Origin of the sequence: Candidatus Phytoplasma pyri, from assembly GCF_046600495.1 — a bacterium.
GTDB lineage: Bacteria > Bacillota_I > Bacilli_A > Acholeplasmatales > Acholeplasmataceae > Phytoplasma > Phytoplasma pyri.
The window spans coordinates 182409-202416 of sequence record NZ_JBKIOZ010000001.1 but is presented as its reverse complement, the minus strand read 5'-3'; the positions used below and the strand labels follow the sequence as shown (position 1 = coordinate 202416).

The window sequence follows — 20008 nt, the reverse complement described above, 5'->3', positions numbered from 1 at the left end:
AGAAGAGATTAAAAAATGTCAAAAAAAAATGATTTGTTAAAAAATGAAGATTATCTGATCGGGAAAATTAAAAAAATTAATATTAATCAAGAAATTAAAAAATCTTTTTTAAGTTATGCTATGAGTGTTATTGTGGCTAGAGCGTTACCAGATATTAAAGATGGATTAAAACCTGTTCAAAGAAGAATTTTATATGGAATGAATGAATTAGGTGTTTATTATCATTCTAGTTATAAAAAATCAGCTAGAATTGTTGGTGATGTAATGGGTAAGTTTCATCCTCACGGAGATTCTAGTATTTATGAAGCTATGGTTAGAATGGCACAAGATTTTAATTATCGTTATCCTTTAATTGATGGTCATGGTAATTTAGGTTCTATTGATGGTGATAACGCGGCAGCTATGCGTTATACTGAAGTTAAAATGTCTAAAATATCTATGGAATTATTAAAAGAAATTGATCAAGAAACGGTTGATTTTATTGATAATTATGATGGTAGTGAAAAAGAACCGGTTTTTTTACCTTCTAGTTTTCCTAATTTATTAGTAAATGGATCAACTGGTATTGCTGTTGGAATGGCCACTAATATTCCTTCTCATAATTTATCTGAAGTAATAGATGCTTTAATTAGTTATATTGACAATAAAGACATTGATACTGAAGGTTTAATGGAATTTATTAAAGGACCTGATTTTCCTACCGGAGGAGAAATTTTAGGTATTTCAGGTTTAAAAGAAGCTTATGAAACCGGAAGAGGAAGAATATTTGTTCGTTCTAAAACAGAAATTATTTATTCTGATAAAAATAAACCAATTATAATAATTAAAGAAATTCCTTATCAAATAAAAAAAACTAGTTTAATTGAAAAAATTGCTTTTTTGGTTAAAGAAAAAATTATTGAAGGTATAACTGATTTAAGAGATGAATCTAATAATGCAAGAGGTATGAGAATTATTATTGAATTGAGAAAAGATATTGAACCTAAAATTATTTTAAATAATTTATATAAACATACTCAATTGCAAACTTCTTTTTGTTTTAATATGATAGCATTAGTTAATGGTGTTCCTAAAATAGTTTCTTTAAAAAATATGTTGGAAGAATTTTTTCTTTTTAGAATAGATGTTATTAATCGTCAAAAACAATTTGAATTAAATAAAGCTAAACAAAAAAAACATTTGATTACTGCTTTAGCAATTATTCTTAATGATATAGATAAAGTTTTAGAAATTATTAAAAATTCTAATGATGTTAAAGAAGCACAAAAAAATATTATGATAAATTATAATTTTGATGAAATTCAAAGTAAAGCTATTTTGGAAATGAGTTTACAAAAAATTACTAATTTAGAAATAAAAAAAATTATAAAAGAAGAAGAAAGTTTGAAATTAAAAATTTTAGAATGTGAAAACATTATTAGTTCACAAACTAAAAAAGAAAAAATTTTAAAAAAAGAATTATTGAAAATTAAAAATCAATTCCAAGATAAAAGAAAATCTATTATTAGTAATGAACAATATTTAACAGTTGAAGATGAATCTTTAATTAATAAAGAAACAATTTTAATTACAGTTACTCATAGAGGTTATATTAAACGTTTAAACCTTGATACTTATAAAAAACAAAATCGTGGTGGAAAAGGTGTATCAGGCTTAAAAATGCAAGAAAATGATTTTTTAGAACATATTTTAATTACTTCTACTCACGATCATCAATTATTTTTTACTAATAAAGGTAAAATTTATAAGTTAAAAGGTTATGAAATTCCTTTAGGTTCACGTTATTCTAAAGGTATTCCTTTAGTTAATTTATTACCTTTAGAAGAAAATGAATTTTTAACTTCTTTAACAAGTGTAAAAGATTTTAAAGAAGAAAAAAATTATTTAGTTTTAGTGACTAAAAAAGGGTTAATAAAAAGAAATTCTTTAAAAGATTTTGAAAATGTTCGTAGAAATGGTAAAATAGCTGCTGTTTTAAAAAATAATGATGAAGTTTTATTTGTTAGTAGAACTACCGGTGAACAAGATATTATTTTAGCTGCTTCTGATGGTAAAGCTATTCGTTTTAATGAGTTTGAAATTAGACAAACAGGACGTAAAAGTTCAGGTATTAGAGGTATTAAAATAAAAGAAGAAGAAGAAATTATCGGTATGACTGTAGTTGATAGTGAAAAACAAAATATTTTAGTTATTACTGAAAAGGGCTATGGAAAAATAACTAAAGCTAATGAATATCGTAATCAAAATCGTGGTGGTAAAGGTACTAAAACATTAAAAATAACTTCTAGAAATGGTAAATTAGTAAGACTTTTAACTATTTATCAAAATGAAGAATTAATTATTTTTTCTGATCATGGAAAAGTAGTTAGAATTGATACTAAACAAATACCTTTGACTAAATCTAAAGTAACACAAGGAAATATTTTAATTTCACTTGAAGAAAGTGATAAAGTATCTTCAACAGCTTTGATTAAAAAAACTTTGATTAAAAAAGAAGAATCAAATGATGAAACTTTGATTGAAATTTTTTAAAAAAATATTTTTTCAAATTATTTAGTTAAATATTTTATTTATTGTTGATAATAATTATAGTTTATTAATATAAACTAAATTTTCTTTTTTATATAAAAAAGTGTGGTAAAAAAATGATTAAGTATTTTAAAAATTTTAAAATTATTAAATTTTCATTATTTATTTTATTTTTTTTCTTTGCAATTTTAAATTATAATTTTATTTATGGTTTAAATGAAGAAATAGAAAAAGAAGTTAAAACATTTGATGTTTATTTAGGAAAAAATTCTAATAAAAAAGATATAAAAGAATATTTACAAAAAAATATAAAAAATTTTGATTTTTCACAAAAAAAAATATTAAGTTTAATTGAAATTGATAATTCAATTATTAATTCAAATTTAATGGCTATTTATTTAGAACCATCACTAAAAGAATTATCATCTCAAAATACAAATATTAGTAAAAATAAATATATTGATTATATAAATATTTATTTTTTTTGGTTTTTAGAAAATAAAAATATTAACTTTGATTTTAAAGAAAATAATTATGATTTATTAGAACAAATTTCTCAATTTGATTTTATAAAAAAAGAAGATTTAAAAAAAATTAAATTAAAAACTTTTAAAAAAATAAATTCTCAAAGAATTAATGTTTGCATCAAAAATATTTTTAAAAAATTATCTAAAAATTCAGGATTTATTTTACAAAATTTACTTAATAGTGTTTTATTTGAAAATTTTTTAATTAAAATGTTAGAATTTATCGAAATTAAAACAAATTTAACTTTAAATATAGAAATTTTAAATTTTATAGAATTTAATTTAGATCGATTGGAAAAAATTAAAGAAAATTTTTTATATTTTGGTGAAAAAAAAACTTTTCTAGGGCCAGGAATTATATTTTTAAAAGAAATTTTTTTAATTATTGAAAAAATAAATAATTCTATTAATGAAAATTTAAATATTGTTATAGAACAATGTAATGAAGGTGTTTATGATTTATTTTCTGGAAATTTATTAAAAGGTTTTTTAGAAATTTTTATTGATGTTCCTAAAAAAATTTTTCGAGGTCTTTTTAATGTTATTGATAAAGTAATGATAATTTTTTATCAACAAGATATTTATTTAATTAATTAAATTTTAATATAAAAAATTTTCAAATTCAAGGAAGTTTAAAAGTTTTTGAATGAAAATAAAAAATAAAAAAATAATAACAAAAAAAACTAATTCTTTTGAAGAAACTAAAGAAATAGGTAAATTTTTAGGACAAAAAATTAAATTTATTAAAAAAACAGTTATTATTTTATTAGAGGGTGAAATGGGTTCGGGTAAAACTTGTTTTACAAAAGGTTTAGCTCAAGCTTTAGGCATAAAAAACAATATTAATAGTCCTACTTTTGTTTTAATGAAAACTTATTTTGGTTTTAAAAGGAATTTACATCACCTAGATATTTATCGATTTATTTTGAAACTTGAAAATTTAGAAGAGTTATTAGAAGAAGTTGAAACAGGGGATGTTCTAGTTATTGAAACTTATCAAGATTTAAGAAAATTATTTAGTAATTTTAATTTTAGGGTAAAAATTGATTATTTAAGTGAAAATCAAAGAAATATTTTAATTGAATTAAATTAAAATATTATAAAATAAAAGCTTATAGTAAAGGTAATGTTATAAAGTAAATGAAAAATTTTCTTATTTTAGATACTTCTACTGAAGTTCAAATTGTTATTTTGGTTATTGATGGTAGCATAAAAACTTTTAAAAAAAAAATTGGCCAAAAAAATTATGTTGCTAATATGGTTCCTTTGATGGATGCAGTATTACAAGAAAATAAAATAAATTTAAAAGATTTAAATGGTATTTTAGTAGGAACAGGTCCTGGTTCTTATACGGGTACTAGAATTGCTGTTTTAACATCAAAAATAATTGCTTTATCTTTTAATATACCTTTATTAGAAATTAATAGTTTAATTCTTTTAACTAGTGGATATCTCCAAAAATATTTAACTCCTTTAATAGATGCGAGAAATAATTTTTTTTTTGGTTTAAGTTTAAAAAATAATGAAATAATTTTACCAGAAGGTAGATATAATAAAGTTTTTTTAGATAATTATCCAAATCACATTTTAATAACTAATGATAATATTAAATTAGATTTGAAAAAAGTTTTTTTTTATGCCAAAAAAGTTAAAAACGTACATACTTTAGTTCCTAATTATTTAGTTAAAATTTAAAAATTTAAGGAAAAAAATATGATAATTTTATCGATAGAAACTAGTTGTGATGAAACTAGTGCATCTATAACTAAAGACGGTAAAAAAGTTCTTTCTAATATTGTTTTTTCTCAAATAAAAGAGCACTCATTAAACGGCGGTGTTATTCCTGAATTAGCATCTAGAGAACATGTAAAAAATATTACTTTAGTTTTGGAAAAAGCTTTAAAGGAAGCAAATATTCAACCTCAAGAAATTGATTTAGTTGCCTTTACACAAGGCCCAGGTTTAATTGGTTCTTTATTAGTAGGGATTAACTGCGCTTTGGTTTTTGGTTATATTTATAAAAAACCAGTTTTAGGTATTAATCATTTATTAGGACATATTTATTCGGCACAAATAGAAAATGAGATTGAGTTCCCGGCTCTAGTTTTGGTTGTTTCGGGTGGACATACAGAATTATTAGCTTTAGAAAATTATTTACAAATTAAAAAGTTAGGTTTTACTTGTGATGATGCTGTTGGGGAAGTTTATGATAAAGTTGCTAGAATTTTAGGTTTTGGTTATCCCGGAGGTCCTATTATTGATGAATTAGCTCAAAAAGGTAAGGATACTTTTAAATTCGTTCGTCCTTATTTAAAAAATGATAATTTTAATTTTAGTTTTTCTGGTTTGAAAAGTTCAATATTTAACTTAGTTTCTAAAAATAATTTTGATTTAAAAGAAAAAATAAATATTTGTAATTCTTTTCAATCTAGTGTTATTGATGTTTTAGTAGAAAAAACAAAGAGAGTTTTAAAAAAATATTTTTTTAAACAATTAATTATTACAGGCGGAGTTGCTGCTAATTATAGTTTAAGAAAAAGATTTGTAAGTGAATTTTCTCAATTAAAAGTTATTATACCTAGTTTAAAATATTGTGGTGATCAAGCAGCTATGATTGGAATTGCAGCTTATTATCAATTTAAATATCAATTAAAATTTAATCAAAATTATCATTGGGAAGGTAAACCTAATTTATCTTTTTAAATTAGGATGAAAAAAATGCAAAAACAATCTAATTTTATTAAAAAAATTATGATCGAAGATTTAAAAAAAAAAAAATACCATCAAATTATTACAAGATTTCCTCCTGAACCTAATGGTTTTTTACATTTAGGTCATGCAAGAGCTATTTTTATTAATTTTGAATTAGCTAAATTTTTTAATGGACAAACTAATTTAAGATATGATGATACTAATCCTATTAAAGAAGATAAAATTTATGTTAATTCTATTTTAGAAGATATTAAATGGCTAGGTTATGAACCCAATAAAATATTATTTGCTTCTGATTATTTTTTAGAAATGTATGAAAGAGCTTTAATTTTGATTAAAAAAAATAAAGCTTTTGTAGATGATTTGAGTTCTAAAGAAATATTTCAAACTCGTGGTAATTTAATCGAACCTGGTCAAAATTCTCCTTATCGTAATCGTAGTATTGAAGAAAATTTAAGACTTTTTCAAAAAATGCAACAAGGAATTTATAAAGAGGGTGAAAAAGTTTTAAGAGCTAAAATAGATATGAAAAGTCCTAATATTAATTTAAGAGATCCTGTTTTATATCGTATTTTAAATGCTAAAACTTTAAAAAATGTTAATTGGTTCATCTTTCCTACATATGATTATGCACATCCTTTAGAAGACGCTATTGAAAAAATTAGTCATTCATTATGTTCTTTAGAATTTGAAGATCATAGAGTTTTATATGATTGGGTTATTAAAGAAACAGAAATGTCTCATATTCCTACTCAAATTGAATTTGGTAAGTTAAATATTACCGATTTTATTTTAGGTAAAAGAAATTTAAAATTTTTAGTAGATAATAAATTAGTTAATGGTTGGAGTGATCCGAGAATTCCTACATTGTCTGGTTTAAGAAGAAAAGGTTATACCCCTGATTCTATTAAAAATTTTTTATTAAATATTGGCTTATCTAAAAATAATTCTAAAGTAAAAAAAAGTATGTTAGAATCTTTTGTAAGAGATGATTTACAATCTAAAACTTTTAAAATGATGGCTGTAATAAATCCTTTAAAAGTAACAATTACTAATTATCCTTTAAACCAAAAAGAAATTTTAGAATTTCAAGAAAATAATGGTTATTTATTTCAAACTAAAAAGATTTTTTTTTCTAGAGAAATATATATAGAAAAAGAAGATTTTCAAATTAATAAACCTGATATAAAATATAAAAGATTATTTTTAAATGGTGAAGTAAGATTATTACATGCTTATTTCATTAAAGTTTATGATATTATTAAAAATAATCATGGTGAAATTATTGAATTATTAGCTACTTATGATCCTAAAACAAAAAGTGGTAGTGGTTTTAACGAAAGAAAACCTAACGGAACTATTCATTTTGTAGAAGTTAGTACAGCACAAAAAGCTAATTTTAATTTTTTTACGTCTATATATAAAACTGAAAAACCTAAAGATTTGAAATCAGAATTTAATTTTAAATCTTTAGAAATTAAAGTGGGATTTTTAGATAGTTCTTTTAAAAATTTTAAACATTTGGATAAATTTCAATTTATTAGAAACGGTTATTTTGTTTTTGATAAAGTGGAAGAAAAAATATTAAATTTTAATGAAATTATTTCTTTAAAAAAAACTTATAAATAAAACAAGTAAAATATATTAATTAATCTTTTGATATAATTTATTTATTAAAATAAATTAATAAAATAATATTTTTTATTTAAATTTTCTAATTTTGAATTGTTTTATTTATTTTTATTTCATTTTTTTTAAAAAAATAAACTTTCTTTAAAAAATAATTTATCATATTATTTTTTTAGATTTGTTTTAAAACTTTGTAATTTTTAAAATTAAATAATTTAATTAATTAGATCGATATTTTGTCGATCTTTTTTTTAAAAAAAATAAAAAACCATTTAGATTTTTTTTTGTTTTTATTTTATTTTTAAAAAATTAAAATACTAAAAATTTTTATTTTTTATAATGTTAATTTATTTTTTTCACATTTTATTTTATTTGATATTAAAAATATAAATTTATTAATAAATATATTTATTAATATAAAGGAATTAAAATTAATTAATTTTTTAAATATTCTAAAAAAATATAACACTTTTCTTCGTTTTTTTAATCAAATAAACACCTTTAACGGTGTTTTTTTTATATTTAAAATTAAAAAAATTAAAAACGAAATTAATAAATAAAATTTAAAAAAATATCAAAACAACTTGCTGAATTAAACAAATCATTTGCATTATTTAAACAAACATACTACAATAATAATAAAAATAATTATAAAAAGGAAAAAATGATGAAAATAATAAAATAAATTTTTTTTTTATGTTATAAATCAAATATAGTTATTAAAAAATACTTTAAAAAAAACTAGTTTATATATAACAACAAAATTTCAATTTAAAGAAAATAAAAATAAACAAAAAGAGAAAATATTATGTTTGAAAATCAATATACTATTGCTGAAACTTTCGTAGGTGCTGGTGGATCTCATTTAGGTTTTTTTAAAAATGGTTTTAAAACTGTTTATTTAAATGATTTTTGTTCTGAATGTGTTCGAACACTTAATTATAATTTCCCTATTTTATCTAAAGTTATCGAGTGTGAAGACATTAAAAATATTAGCAAAGAAAAAATTTCTCAAAATATTACTTCTTTAGACGTGTTGTTTGGAGGAGTGGTTTGTAAAGGTTTTAGTTTGGCTGGAGAACGAAATTTAGCCGATGAAAGAAATTATCTTTATTTAGAACAATTAAAATTAGTTGAAAAATTAAATCCTAAAATATCTATTATTGAAAATGTCCCTACTTTTTTTACTTCCGAAGTTCTTAAACGAGAACATATTCCTAATTTTCAAAATGAAATTACTATTTTATGGCGAAATATTAGTAAATTAAAACATCAAAAAGCAACCAAACGCAAAAAAAATTTAGATTTTTCAGAAGAAAATAAAATTTTAGAAATACTTAAATTAAAAAGAAAAAAATTTGTTAAAAGTTTAAAACAAAAAAATGTACTTATCTCTGTTTTTCAAGATTTAAAACAAAGATATGAAAAATTAGGATATCGTATTTATTATCATATTTTAAACTCAGTTTGGTATGGTTCTGCAACAGATCGAAATCGTTTAATTATAGTAGCAATAAAAAATGATATTCAAAAAGAATATAAATTTCCTATAATTACTCATTTTGAATATGATAATCCTATTGGAAAAAAATTTTTGCCAATAGTAAAAAATCCTAAACCGTATAAAACAGTTGCTGACGCTTTAGCTTTAATAGACTATTCCAATAAACAAGATTTAGACAATAAACCTATGATACATAAACAACGAACTGTTTCTAGATTTTCTTATATTCCTGAAGGTGGTAGTGTAAAAAGCGTTATGAATATTTTGCCTCAAAATTTAAAATTAAGTGTTTTTCATTCTAGAGGATGTAATAGAAGATTATCTAGAAATAAACCAAGTATGACGTTGGTTCCAGGACATAGTGCTTTTCCAATTCATCCAACAAAAAATAGAAGTATTACCGTGAGAGAAGCCGCTTGCATTACTGGTTTTCCTATTGATTATAAATTTTTTGGTAGCCATACTAATCGTTGTGAACAAGTAGGTAATGCAGTACCCATTGAATTGTCAACTGCTATTGCATTTTCAATTAAAACTTTTTTGGATGAAATTAATGATAGAAAATGAAATAAAACAACTTATTTTGCATAATGAAATTGTGCGCAAAAATATATTAAATCTTTTGCATATTAAAAAAATGAAGTTTATTTCTGAAGTTACATTTATTAATGGAATTAAACCCGATTTTTGTTTTTTAAATCAAGACAAACAAATTTTAGCTATTTTAGAATGCAAAGGAAGTGATATTGAAATTAAAGAATATGTTGGAGTTATTGGTAAAATATTTCAATATGAATATCTTAAAACAAGAAAAATTATACAAACTTTTAATAAAAAATGTTTTTTTTTGCTTTGCATAATGAGTGATTTACTAAAGAATTTAAACATTTGTAATTTTGCTTATCCTAAAAAAATAAATATTCTTATTATTAATAATAAGAATTATTGTACTACAATATTAAATAATAAACATATTTCTAAGAAAAAAAAATCTAAAAATCTTATTATGATTTCGCCTTATTTTTTTAAAGATATTAGGATTGGTGAAATGTATATAGTTTTAAAAGAAATTTTAAAAGATACATTACTTAATCAAAGTATTTCAAAAATTAAAAGAAAAAAATATGAAAATAATTTTTTATCAAAATATAAAACACCTAATTCAAAATGCATACGTAATGTTTTTATTTCTTTGACATCATTAGGTTTAATCACTCCTTTCAACAATATTCCTTCTAATGAAGGATTTCGAATGGCTAATTTGCCTTTTGAAGAATTTTGTTTTACTATTTATAATAATTGGTATTCGGAATTTATAAATACTTTATTGAGTTCATTTGAAACATGGCGTAAAAAAAATAATAGTCATAAAATAATTAATATAAAGAATAAAGATATAGCTGATATAATTAGACAAAAATATAATGGAGCGGATGTTAAATTTTTAACAGAGTCTAAAGAAAGATATATAAGTAGTTGGTTAAATTGTATGAAGAATGATTTTGGTTGTATTAATTTTTTACCATATAAATTAAAAAAAAATATTACTATAAATTATAATCTAACAATAGAAAATAAAACAGAAGTTTTAGATAATATTAAAAAATATTCTAATATAGAATATGTTAATCTATATTTAAATAAATAATTATTAATATTTATTAATTAATGAATTTTTTAATTAATATACATTTGCAACAAATAAAATGAATAAAAATTATTTTTTAACTATAATTATGTTTTAGTAATATTATTTTTTGAATTAAATTCCCAAAAACTGTATTATTAAAATGTTTTGAATGTAATATTTTAATTTAAACTTATTTGTATTTTTATTGAAATATAAATTCAAATATAACTAAAATCAATTAATTCTCTTAAATGAGAATTTTTTTATATATTCAAACCACATTAATTTTATTAAGCTACCTTATAAAGAAGGTAGTTTTTTTAGCTTTAAACATGACTTAAATAATTTACGAAATTATTTACAAAAAATAAAAAGGGGAAAAATAAAAAAATCACCTATGAAAAGAGGTTGCAAACATGACAAAAAAAGAAAAAAATTTCAAATTAATGCAAAAAAAATACAAATTAAACCTTGGTAAAAAAGCTAAAATTATCCTAACTGTTAAAAAACCAGTTGCGGCAATCAAATAAAACGGTTAAACTAGTGGTAACATTACTTACAGCGTTAAATTTTAACTCTTAATATTTGTTGAAAAATTGTTAAACATATTTTGTTAACGATTTTATATGGTGGGGGGCCAACATTGATTGCTTTTAATGCTTTATACAATTTAAATAAAATAACTAAATTATCTAATATTTTGTTCTTTAAAGAATATTTAATACTTAATATAAAGATTTAGTAACCGGTTTAAAAAAACATATTTTAATATTAGAAGCTGAAATTGCAACCACTACGAATGCAACTAAAAAGTCGACTTACAAAAAGCTAAAGCTAAATTAGAACAAGGATTTATTATTAGTTAAAAAGCCAATTGTTAGTTAAAAAGTAACCATTATATTAGTTACTGAGGGGAATACAGTAAGCTCAATTAGAACCACTTAAAGATGCTTTTGAAATATGGTTATTGTTAGATAATAGTGATCGCTCCGGCCGTTTGTTCAAAAACTTACAAAATATTAGGGATAAATTGTGCTAAAAAACGCCTTTAGTTCAATTTATATCTATTTTTTTTGTATTTTGGTTTTATTAGAAAATTAAAAAAGTAGAAATAAATATAGTTTTAAAAAAAATAATTAAATTATTTAACAAGATTTTTAAAAAAGTTTAAATGTCTTTTAAAGCATTTTTAAAAATTTAAAAACAAAAACTATATCTATATCTTTAAAAAAAGATATAAAAAATAATAATTAATGTATATAACTTAATGTACAAATAATTTTTTTTCTTTTTTCTTTTTGTTTTTTTTAAATTTTTTAAAAAAATTAATTGATTTTACTTTTATTTTTTGGTTTAATAAAAAATAAGAAATTAAATTTAAAAATTCTAGAAAGGGAAAATAACTTTTATAAAAAAATAATTAAGTTAGATTTAATAAAAATTTGACAAAATATTTTTTTTAGTTATCATTCGATTAAATTTAATAAATGATTTTTTATTTTTGTATTTTTTAGTAGTTCCATTTTTCTGGTACACTTCATAATTAAAAAATTATATAATTTTATTATCATTATTATATAAGATATATATTTTTTTATTAAAATTGATAATTTTTTTGGTTTCAAAAAAATTTGGTTTATCTAAAATGTATTAATTTTTATTTTACTTTTATATTTATTTTATTTTTTATATAAAAAAAGCTAAATTATTTTTTTAATAATTTAGCTTTTATATTATTTTTTTAATAAAATATTTAAATTTTATTATTCTGGCATCATCATAGAATTTTCTTTATTATTATCGTTTTCTTTTATTGTTACTACTGCTGCTTCAGTAGTTATTATTAATGATGCAATAGAGGCTGCATTTAGAACTGCTTGACGAGCCACTTTAGTTGGATCAATAATACCTTTTTTTAATAAATTAGTATAAATACCTTCTTTGGCATCAAATCCAAAATTTTCTTCTTCAGATAACTGTTTACGAATTACATGATCACCATCAAAACCTGCATTTTCTGCAATTTGATATGTTGGCGCTAAAAGACTTTCAATAACTACATTAATCCCTTTTTGTATATCTGGATTAGAATCGGTTAATTTAACATTTAATTCTTTATAAATTTCTATTAAAGCTTTACCACCGCCTACAACGATTCCTTCAGTTATAGCTGCTTTAGTAGCATTTAAAGCATCTTCAATTCTTAATTTTTTTTCTTTTAATTCTGTTTCAGTAGCTGCTCCAACTTTAATTAAAGCAACTCCTCCTGATAATTTAGCTAATCTTTCTTTTAAGTTGTTTTTTTCAAATTCGTTATCATTATTAGCACATTGGATTTCGATTTCTTTAATTCTTTCTTTTAAAGCAGAAGTTTTGTGAGCTCCAACTAAAACAGTGTTATCTTTTTTAATTAATGCTTTATGAACATTACCTAAATCTTTTATTTTTATATCTTTTAGATTCATATTTAAATCTTTAGAAATAAATTTAGCTTGAGTTAAAATAGCAATATCTTGTAAATTTTCTTTTTGATTATCTCCAAAACCAGGCGCATTAGTAACAACTATATTAAATGTCCCTTTCATTTTGTTGATAACTAAAATACTGGTAACTTCATTTTCTACAGAATCAGCAATTATTAATAATGACTTACCTTGTTTTACTACTTCTTCTAATAAATGTAAAATTTCTTGAATATTATTTATTTTATGATCTGTTACTAAAACTAAAGGTTGTTCTAATTCAACTGACATAGTTTCTCTATTATTAACAAAATAAGGTGAAGCATAACCTTTGTCATATTGCATACCTTCAACTACTTCTAATTTAGTTTCAAATCCTTTTGATTCGTCAACATTAATAACGCCATTTTTGGTTACTTTTTGCATTGCTAAAGCAATTATTTTTCCAATTTCTTTACTTCCAGAAGAAATAGAAGCTACATTTTCGATATCTTCTTGTGTTATTACTGGTTTTGATTTTTCTAAAAGTTTTGCTATAACTTGTTTTGTCGCTTTTTCTATTCCTTCTTTTACTAAAACAGGATTAGCACCTAAATCTATTGCTTTGAAACCACGATGAATCATTTTTTGAGCTAAAAGAGTAGCAGTTGTAGTTCCATCTCCTGCATTATCATTTGTTTTAGAAGCAACTTCATATAATAATTTAGCCCCCATGTTTTGAAAAGAATCTTTTAATTCTATTTCTTTAGCAATAGAAACTCCATCATTAACGATTAAAGGAGATTCATAATTTTTTTCTAGAATAACGTTACGTCCTTTAGGTCCTAAAGTAACTTTAACAGTATTTGATAAAATATCTACTCCTTTAAGAAGTTCTTTTCTTGCTTCTTTATTGTAAATAATTTCTTTTGCCATATTAAAAATTTACTCCTTTCACATTTAATTTATTTTTTTAATTATTAATATTTTCATCAATTAATTTTTTTTAATCATTTATTATTGTTTCATTTTAAAAATTTATTTTACAAACTTTTTTTAAATTATTTTACAATAAAGCTAAAATATCTTTGGAAGAAATTACTAAATACTCTTTATTTTCAATTTTAATTTTATTACCTGAATAATTTTTGTAAATTACTTCGTCATTTTTTTTAATTTCTGATACTTTCGGTCCTACTGCTATAACTATTCCTACAGATGATTTTTCTTTTTCTTGAGTATTTACAATAATTCCACTATCTGTGGTATTTTTTTCAATTTTAAATTCTAAAATTACATTATCTTCTAAAGGTCTAAACAATATCTTCACCTCTTTTTTAAATTTTAAAAATATATTAAAAATTTCATAAAAAATATTTATTATATTTTAATTAAATTTCTATGTTTTATAAATGATGTTTTTTAATAATGATATTTTTATTAATTTTTTAAAAATAATAAATTATTGTATATAACATCAAATTTAATTATAATATAGTTAAAAAAAAATGTCAAATTTTAAAATATGAATTTTATTATAAGATTTTATTAAAAAATATATATAATTATATTAATATTGATGATATTTTTAATAATTTAAAATTATAAATTGTTTTTTTAATTAAATTTTTAAGAATACTAATATAATCAAATTTTTTTAAAAAAATATAGAAAGGTTTTTTTAAAATTATAATTATGTATAAAAATGGTTTAATCAAAATTGAATTATCTAGTCCTGATATTAGAATTTGTAATCCTTTTATTAATGCTGAAAAAATATTAAAAGTTATAAATTTGAGTTTATCTAGTTTTGTATTGTTTCCAGAACTTTGTTTAAGTAGTTATAGTGCTGGAGATTTATTTTTTAAAACTGCTTTTTTAGAAGAAAATATTAAAGCTTTAGAATGGTTAATAAATACTACTTCTTTTGAAGGAGTTTATATTTTAGGAATACCTTTAGTCATTGGCACTTTAATTTTTAATGTAGCAATAGTTATACAAAATAAACGTATTTTAGGTATTATTCCTAAAAAAACTATTCCAAATTATAAAGAATTTAATGAAAAAAGATGGTTTCAATCAGGAAAAAATTTTTCTCAAACGGAAATTATTTTATTAGGACAAAAAGTTCCATTTGGTGATATTTTGTTTATTAATAAAGAGTTTGATTTAATTTTTGGAGTTGAAATTTGTCAAGATTTATGGACTATAGAATCTCCTAGTGATCTTTTAGTTTTGAATGGAGCTCATATAATTTTTAATTTATCATCTTCTACTGAACATATTGGTAAAACAGAACAACGTTTAATGGCTGTAATAGATCATTCTCGTAAACAAATAGGAGGATATTTTTATACTAGTAGTGGAATAACAGAATCATCAACAGATGCTGTTTTTTCTAATCATAAAATAGCTGCTGTTTTAGGTGAATTGATAGGTGAAAAACATTTATTTGAACCAGATGTTAGTTTGGTTGTAGATGTTTGTCTTGATTCTATTAAAAATCAAAGAATAGTTGATACTACTTATGGCGATCAAATAATTAATAAATTTTTTAAATTTCAAAAAGTTAATTTTAAATTAAAGGAAACTAAAAAATATATTTTAGAAAATAATTTAGATCGCTTGCCTTTTATTCCAAAAAATAATTTATTTAAACAATTAAAAATAGCCGATATGCTTCAAGTTTGTTCTTTACAAAGTAAATTGTATTATCTGCCAGAAGCTAAAGTAATTTTAAATATTACAAATAGCATTGAAGATTTTTTATCTTTAATGGTTGTTTATAAAGTTTTTATAAATTTAAAAAAAGATTTAAATAATTTAATTATTATTTTACCTTATTATGAATTGAGTGAAGCTAGTTATTTTAACAAAATTCAACAATTTTTAAAACAATTAGAAATTAAAAATATTGTAAAAACTATTTCTTTATCAAAAAAAAATAATAAATTAATGTTAGATTATAAAAAAGATATTTTGCGAGAAACAAATAATAAAGATATAAATAATGAAAAAAATTTATTTTTATTTACTTATAATTTATCTGATATTGCTTTAGGTAATATTCAAATTAAATTTTTTTATAATTATGTTTATAATGTTAATGTTGGGATACCTAATACTTTTATGCAAAAATTATTTTTATATCATTTAGAATCTGATGATTGGAATATGGATTCAGAATTAAAAAAATTTTATTTATCAAAAGCAAATGATTTTTTAAAAGAAAAAATAATTGTTGAAGATTTTATTTTATATTATTTTTTATTTAAAGGTTTAAAAAAAGATAAAATAGTTTGGTTTTTAAAAGAAGCTTTTAATTTTGATAGTAAAAAAAGTTTAAAATTAGTTAATGATTATTTACAAAAATTTTATAAATCACAATATAAAAGACAATATATTTCTCCAGGACCAAAAATATTAGAAAATAGTTTATCTCCTAGAACAGAATTTAAACTATCATTTGATTTTTAAATAAATCAAAATAAAAGTTAATATAAATATGAAAAAAAAAGTAATTATTGGTTTATCTGGAGGAGTAGATAGTAGTGTTGCAGCTTTATTATTAAAACAAAAAGGTTATTTAGTAGAAGCTGTTTTTATGAAAAATTGGGATTCTGGTTTAAATTTTGATATTGAAGGTAATCCTGATATCAAAGAATTGGTTTGTCCCCAAACAAAAGATTATCAAGATGCTTTAAAAGTATCTCAACAATTAGAAATTAAATTTCATAAAGTTGATTTTGTAGAAGAATATTGGAATAAAGTTTTTAAATATTTTTTAGATTCTTTGAAAAAAAATTTAACTCCTAATCCTGATGTATTATGTAATAATAAAATTAAATTTAATGTTTTTACTAAATATGTTGATAAATTTAAACCTGATTTTATTGCTACTGGTCATTATGCGAACGTAGAATATGATATAAATAATAGAGTAATTTTAAAAAAAGCTTTTGACATAAATAAAGATCAGAGTTATTTTTTATCTCAATTAAAACAATATCAATTGAAAAAAATTATTTTTCCTTTGGGTAAATTAACTAAACCAGAAGTTAGAAAAATAGCTAAAAAAGCTGGTTTAATCAATGCTAATAAAAAAGATTCCACTGGTATTTGTTTTATTGGTGAAAGACGTTTTTTTGATTTTTTAAAAAATTATTTGCCAACGCAAAAAGGACAAATGCAAAAACTTGATGGAACTTATTTAAAAGAACATCAAGGAACTATATATTATACTATTGGTCAAAGAAAAGGCTTAGGTTTAGGTAGTTTTAAATCTAATAATCAATCCCCTTGGTTTGTTGTTGGTAAAAATTTAAAAAAAAATATACTATATGTAGAACAAGGTTCAGAACATTTTTATTTGTATAGTGATTCTGCTTTAATAGTAGATATTGTTTGGCGTGGTAATGTTTTTGATATTCAAAAACAAATTATGATATCTAAACAAAATTTAAACGCTAAATTTCGTTATCGTCAATTAGATCAAAAAATTAATATTACTTGGTTAAATGATACTACAGTTAAAGTTTATTATCCTCAAAAAATTAAAGCTGTTACTCCAGGACAAATATGCGCTTTTTATTTGGGTGATATTTGTTTAGGTTCAGGTATGATTAAAGAAGTTTATTCTTACGATAAAAAAATGATTTATGTTTAAAAATTATTTAAATTATATTTTATTTTTATTGACCAAAATCATCTTTAAATTTATATTATTTTAACTCGTTATAAAGGAAATAGGTAATATATTTGATAATAAAAAAAAAAAATTTACAAAATGATCTTTTATTTCAAGATTTAATTCAGACTGTTACTAAAAATATTTCTCAAACAAAAATTTTAAATAAAATAACTAAAGCTTATCAGTTGGCTAAGCTTAAACATGCTGGACAAAAAAGATTAACAGGAGAAGATTATATTGTTCATTTAGTAACTGTAGCTAAAATTTTATCTAATTTGAATGTCGAACCTAATACTTTAATTGCTGGTTTATTACATGATATATTAGAAGACACTGATTTAAGTTTTTCAGAATTAACTAATTTAATGGGTGAAGATATAGCTAATTTAGTTAGATATGTTACTAAGTTAGATAAATTAGTTTTTAATCATGATTCTGGACAATCTGATAATCATCAAAAAATTTTTTTAGCAATTGCACAAGATATTAGAGTAGTCATTATTAAAATTGTTGATAGATTACATAATATGCAAACTTTAAAATCATTAAGACCAGAAAAACAAGTTAGAATAGCTAAAGAAACACTAGAAATTTATGCTTCTTTAACTCATTGTTTAGGTCTTTTTGAAATTAAATCTGAATTAGAGGATTTATGTTTAAGATATATTAATCCTCAAATTTACTATCATATTTCAGAATTAATTAGGGCTAAAAAAAAAGAAAGAGAAATTGCTATTGAGAAAATTATAACTAATATCAAACATTTATTTTTTCAAAATAATTTAAATAATTTTTCAATTAAAGGAAGAGTTAAAAACATTTATAGTATTTATAAAAAAATGACTAAAAGGAATTTGAGTTTTTCTGAAATTTTTGATTTATTTGCTATTAGAATTATTGTTGATAATGTAGATTTATGTTATCAAATTTTAGGAGTTATTCATGCTAATTATTTCCCTATTCCATTAAAATTTAAAGATTATATTGCTGTTCCTAAACCTAATTTATATCAATCTTTACATACTACAGTTTTATCAAAAACAGCAGGTATTTTATTTGAAATTCAAATTAGAACAATTTTAATGGACGAAATAGCTGAAAAAGGTATTGCTTCTCATTGGGCTTATAAAGAAAATAAAGTTTATTCTAAAGAAGCAAAACAACTAGAAATTGCAAAAAAATTAAGATGGTATAATGAACTTATTAAAATTACTAAAGATTCTGATAATTATCCTCAAGAAACTTCTAAAGAGTTTACAAATGCAATTAAAAATGATATTTTAAGTGAAAATGTTTATGTTTTTACTCCTAAACAAAAAGTTTTAGAATTACCTAAAGGTTCTACACCAATTGATTTTGCTTTTAGAATTCATACTGAAATTGGTGCTAAAATGTCTGGTGCTATTATTAATGGTAAAATTACTCCTTTAAATTATCAATTAAAAAATGGTGATTTTGTTGATATTAAAACTAATAAAAATGTTTTAACAATTAATAAAGAATGGTTAAGAATCGTTAAAACTATTTATGCAAAAAGAAAAATTACACATATATTACATAAATACCAAAATGAAGATTTGATTACATTAGGAAAAGAATTATTAGAAAAAGAAAAACAATTACAAAAAATAAATTTTATCATTGACAATAAATTTTTAAAAAATAATTTTAAAAAATATAATTTTCATTCTTTAAATGATTTTTATTTAGAAATAGGTAAAAAAAATATTTCTCCTAAATTAATTTTTCAACAATATGTTTTTAAAGAAGATGAACAAAAAAAAATATTAAATCATTATATTCATAAATCTTCTCCAATATCAAATAAAAAAAATAAAATTGGTATTATTGTTGATGGTTTAAACAATATAAAATTAAAATTAGCTAATTGCTGTTTACCTGTTTTAGGCGATGAAATTTTAGGTTTTATCAGTAAACAACAAGGTGTTGTTATACATTGTAGTGAATGTATAAATTTAAAAAAATATAGTAAAAATAAATTAGTTAATGTCGTTTGGGATTTTAATGTTAAAATTAAAAACCCCACTTATATTTATGTAAAATATTCTAAAAATATTTCTTTGTTACCACAAATTATTAATAAATTAAATAAATTTGCTATTAATATTGTTAATTTAAATGTTATTAATAATAAATTTGAAACTATTATTAAATTAAAAATATTGGTTAATAATAAACAAGAATTAGATAATTTAATAATTAATTTAAGAATTTTTTCTAATATTCATTACATTTCTAGAAATTTTAATTAAATTATATTCATAAAATTTAAATGTTTGATATAATTATATATTATAGTTAAATAACTATAAAATTTTTTAATAT

General features: G+C 20.8%; 13 protein-coding genes. 11 read left to right on the top strand and 2 right to left on the bottom strand.

The genetic code is table 11. The annotated features are described in order from the left end of the window. Positions 1-15 precede the first annotated feature (15 nt). The 8 genes from gyrA to ACLHHF_RS01000 all read left to right on the top strand — a co-directional run bounded on the left by gyrA (position 16) and on the right by ACLHHF_RS01000 (position 10549). Positions 16-2532 (top strand): DNA gyrase subunit A, encoded by a 2517-nt coding sequence (gyrA, locus tag ACLHHF_RS01035; RefSeq protein ID WP_411307974.1) that lies wholly within the window; start codon positions 16-18, stop codon positions 2530-2532. A 113-nt stretch (positions 2533-2645) separates the two neighbouring features. Further along, a complete protein-coding gene (locus ACLHHF_RS01030) occupies positions 2646-3653 on the top strand; it encodes a hypothetical protein (protein WP_411307973.1) in 1008 nt (335 codons plus the stop codon). Positions 3654-3702: 49 nt separating this feature from the next. Beyond that, on the top strand, positions 3703-4149 hold the full coding sequence (gene tsaE, locus ACLHHF_RS01025; RefSeq protein WP_411307972.1) for a tRNA (adenosine(37)-N6)-threonylcarbamoyltransferase complex ATPase subunit type 1 TsaE: 447 nt from the start codon (positions 3703-3705) through the stop codon (positions 4147-4149). A gap of 47 nt (positions 4150-4196) precedes the next feature. Then, entirely contained in the window at positions 4197-4751 is a 555-nt protein-coding gene (gene tsaB / locus ACLHHF_RS01020) for a tRNA (adenosine(37)-N6)-threonylcarbamoyltransferase complex dimerization subunit type 1 TsaB (protein WP_411307971.1), read from the top strand. 18 nt (positions 4752-4769) lie between these two features. Continuing rightward, on the top strand, positions 4770-5759 hold the full coding sequence (gene tsaD / locus ACLHHF_RS01015; RefSeq protein WP_411307970.1) for a tRNA (adenosine(37)-N6)-threonylcarbamoyltransferase complex transferase subunit TsaD: 990 nt from the start codon (positions 4770-4772) through the stop codon (positions 5757-5759). Between the two features lie 15 nt (positions 5760-5774). Continuing rightward, positions 5775-7397, top strand: coding sequence for a glutamine--tRNA ligase (gene glnS / locus ACLHHF_RS01010; RefSeq protein ID WP_411307969.1), 1623 nt, complete (start codon positions 5775-5777; stop codon positions 7395-7397). Between the two features lie 808 nt (positions 7398-8205). Continuing rightward, positions 8206-9468, top strand: a complete 1263-nt coding sequence (locus ACLHHF_RS01005) for a DNA cytosine methyltransferase (protein WP_411307968.1) — start codon at positions 8206-8208, stop codon at positions 9466-9468. Beyond that, positions 9455-10549, top strand: coding sequence for a hypothetical protein (locus ACLHHF_RS01000; protein ID WP_411307967.1), 1095 nt, complete (start codon positions 9455-9457; stop codon positions 10547-10549). The genes ACLHHF_RS01005 and ACLHHF_RS01000 overlap by 14 nt, the downstream gene beginning before the upstream one ends. Before the next feature lie 1745 nt (positions 10550-12294). Here the strand turns inward: ACLHHF_RS01000 and groL are convergent. After that, a complete protein-coding gene (gene groL / locus ACLHHF_RS00995) occupies positions 12295-13908 on the bottom strand; it encodes a chaperonin GroEL (RefSeq protein ID WP_411307966.1) in 1614 nt (537 codons plus the stop codon). A gap of 130 nt (positions 13909-14038) precedes the next feature. Next, a complete protein-coding gene (locus ACLHHF_RS00990; RefSeq protein ID WP_411307965.1) occupies positions 14039-14302 on the bottom strand; it encodes a co-chaperone GroES in 264 nt (87 codons plus the stop codon). A gap of 365 nt (positions 14303-14667) precedes the next feature. On the opposite strand from ACLHHF_RS00990, the gene ACLHHF_RS00985 reads away from it, so the two are divergent. The 3 genes from ACLHHF_RS00985 (at position 14668) to ACLHHF_RS00975 (ending at position 19935) form a co-directional block, all read left to right on the top strand. Then, on the top strand, positions 14668-16449 hold the full coding sequence (locus tag ACLHHF_RS00985; protein ID WP_411307964.1) for a nitrilase-related carbon-nitrogen hydrolase: 1782 nt from the start codon (positions 14668-14670) through the stop codon (positions 16447-16449). A gap of 10 nt (positions 16450-16459) precedes the next feature. Further along, the gene (gene mnmA / locus ACLHHF_RS00980) at positions 16460-17638 is read left to right on the top strand and encodes a tRNA 2-thiouridine(34) synthase MnmA (RefSeq protein WP_411308001.1); all 1179 of its coding nucleotides are present in this window, start codon (positions 16460-16462) and stop codon (positions 17636-17638) included. Positions 17639-17730: 92 nt separating this feature from the next. Then, positions 17731-19935 (top strand): RelA/SpoT family protein, encoded by a 2205-nt coding sequence (locus ACLHHF_RS00975; RefSeq protein WP_411307963.1) that lies wholly within the window; start codon positions 17731-17733, stop codon positions 19933-19935. Positions 19936-20008: the final 73 nt, after the last annotated feature.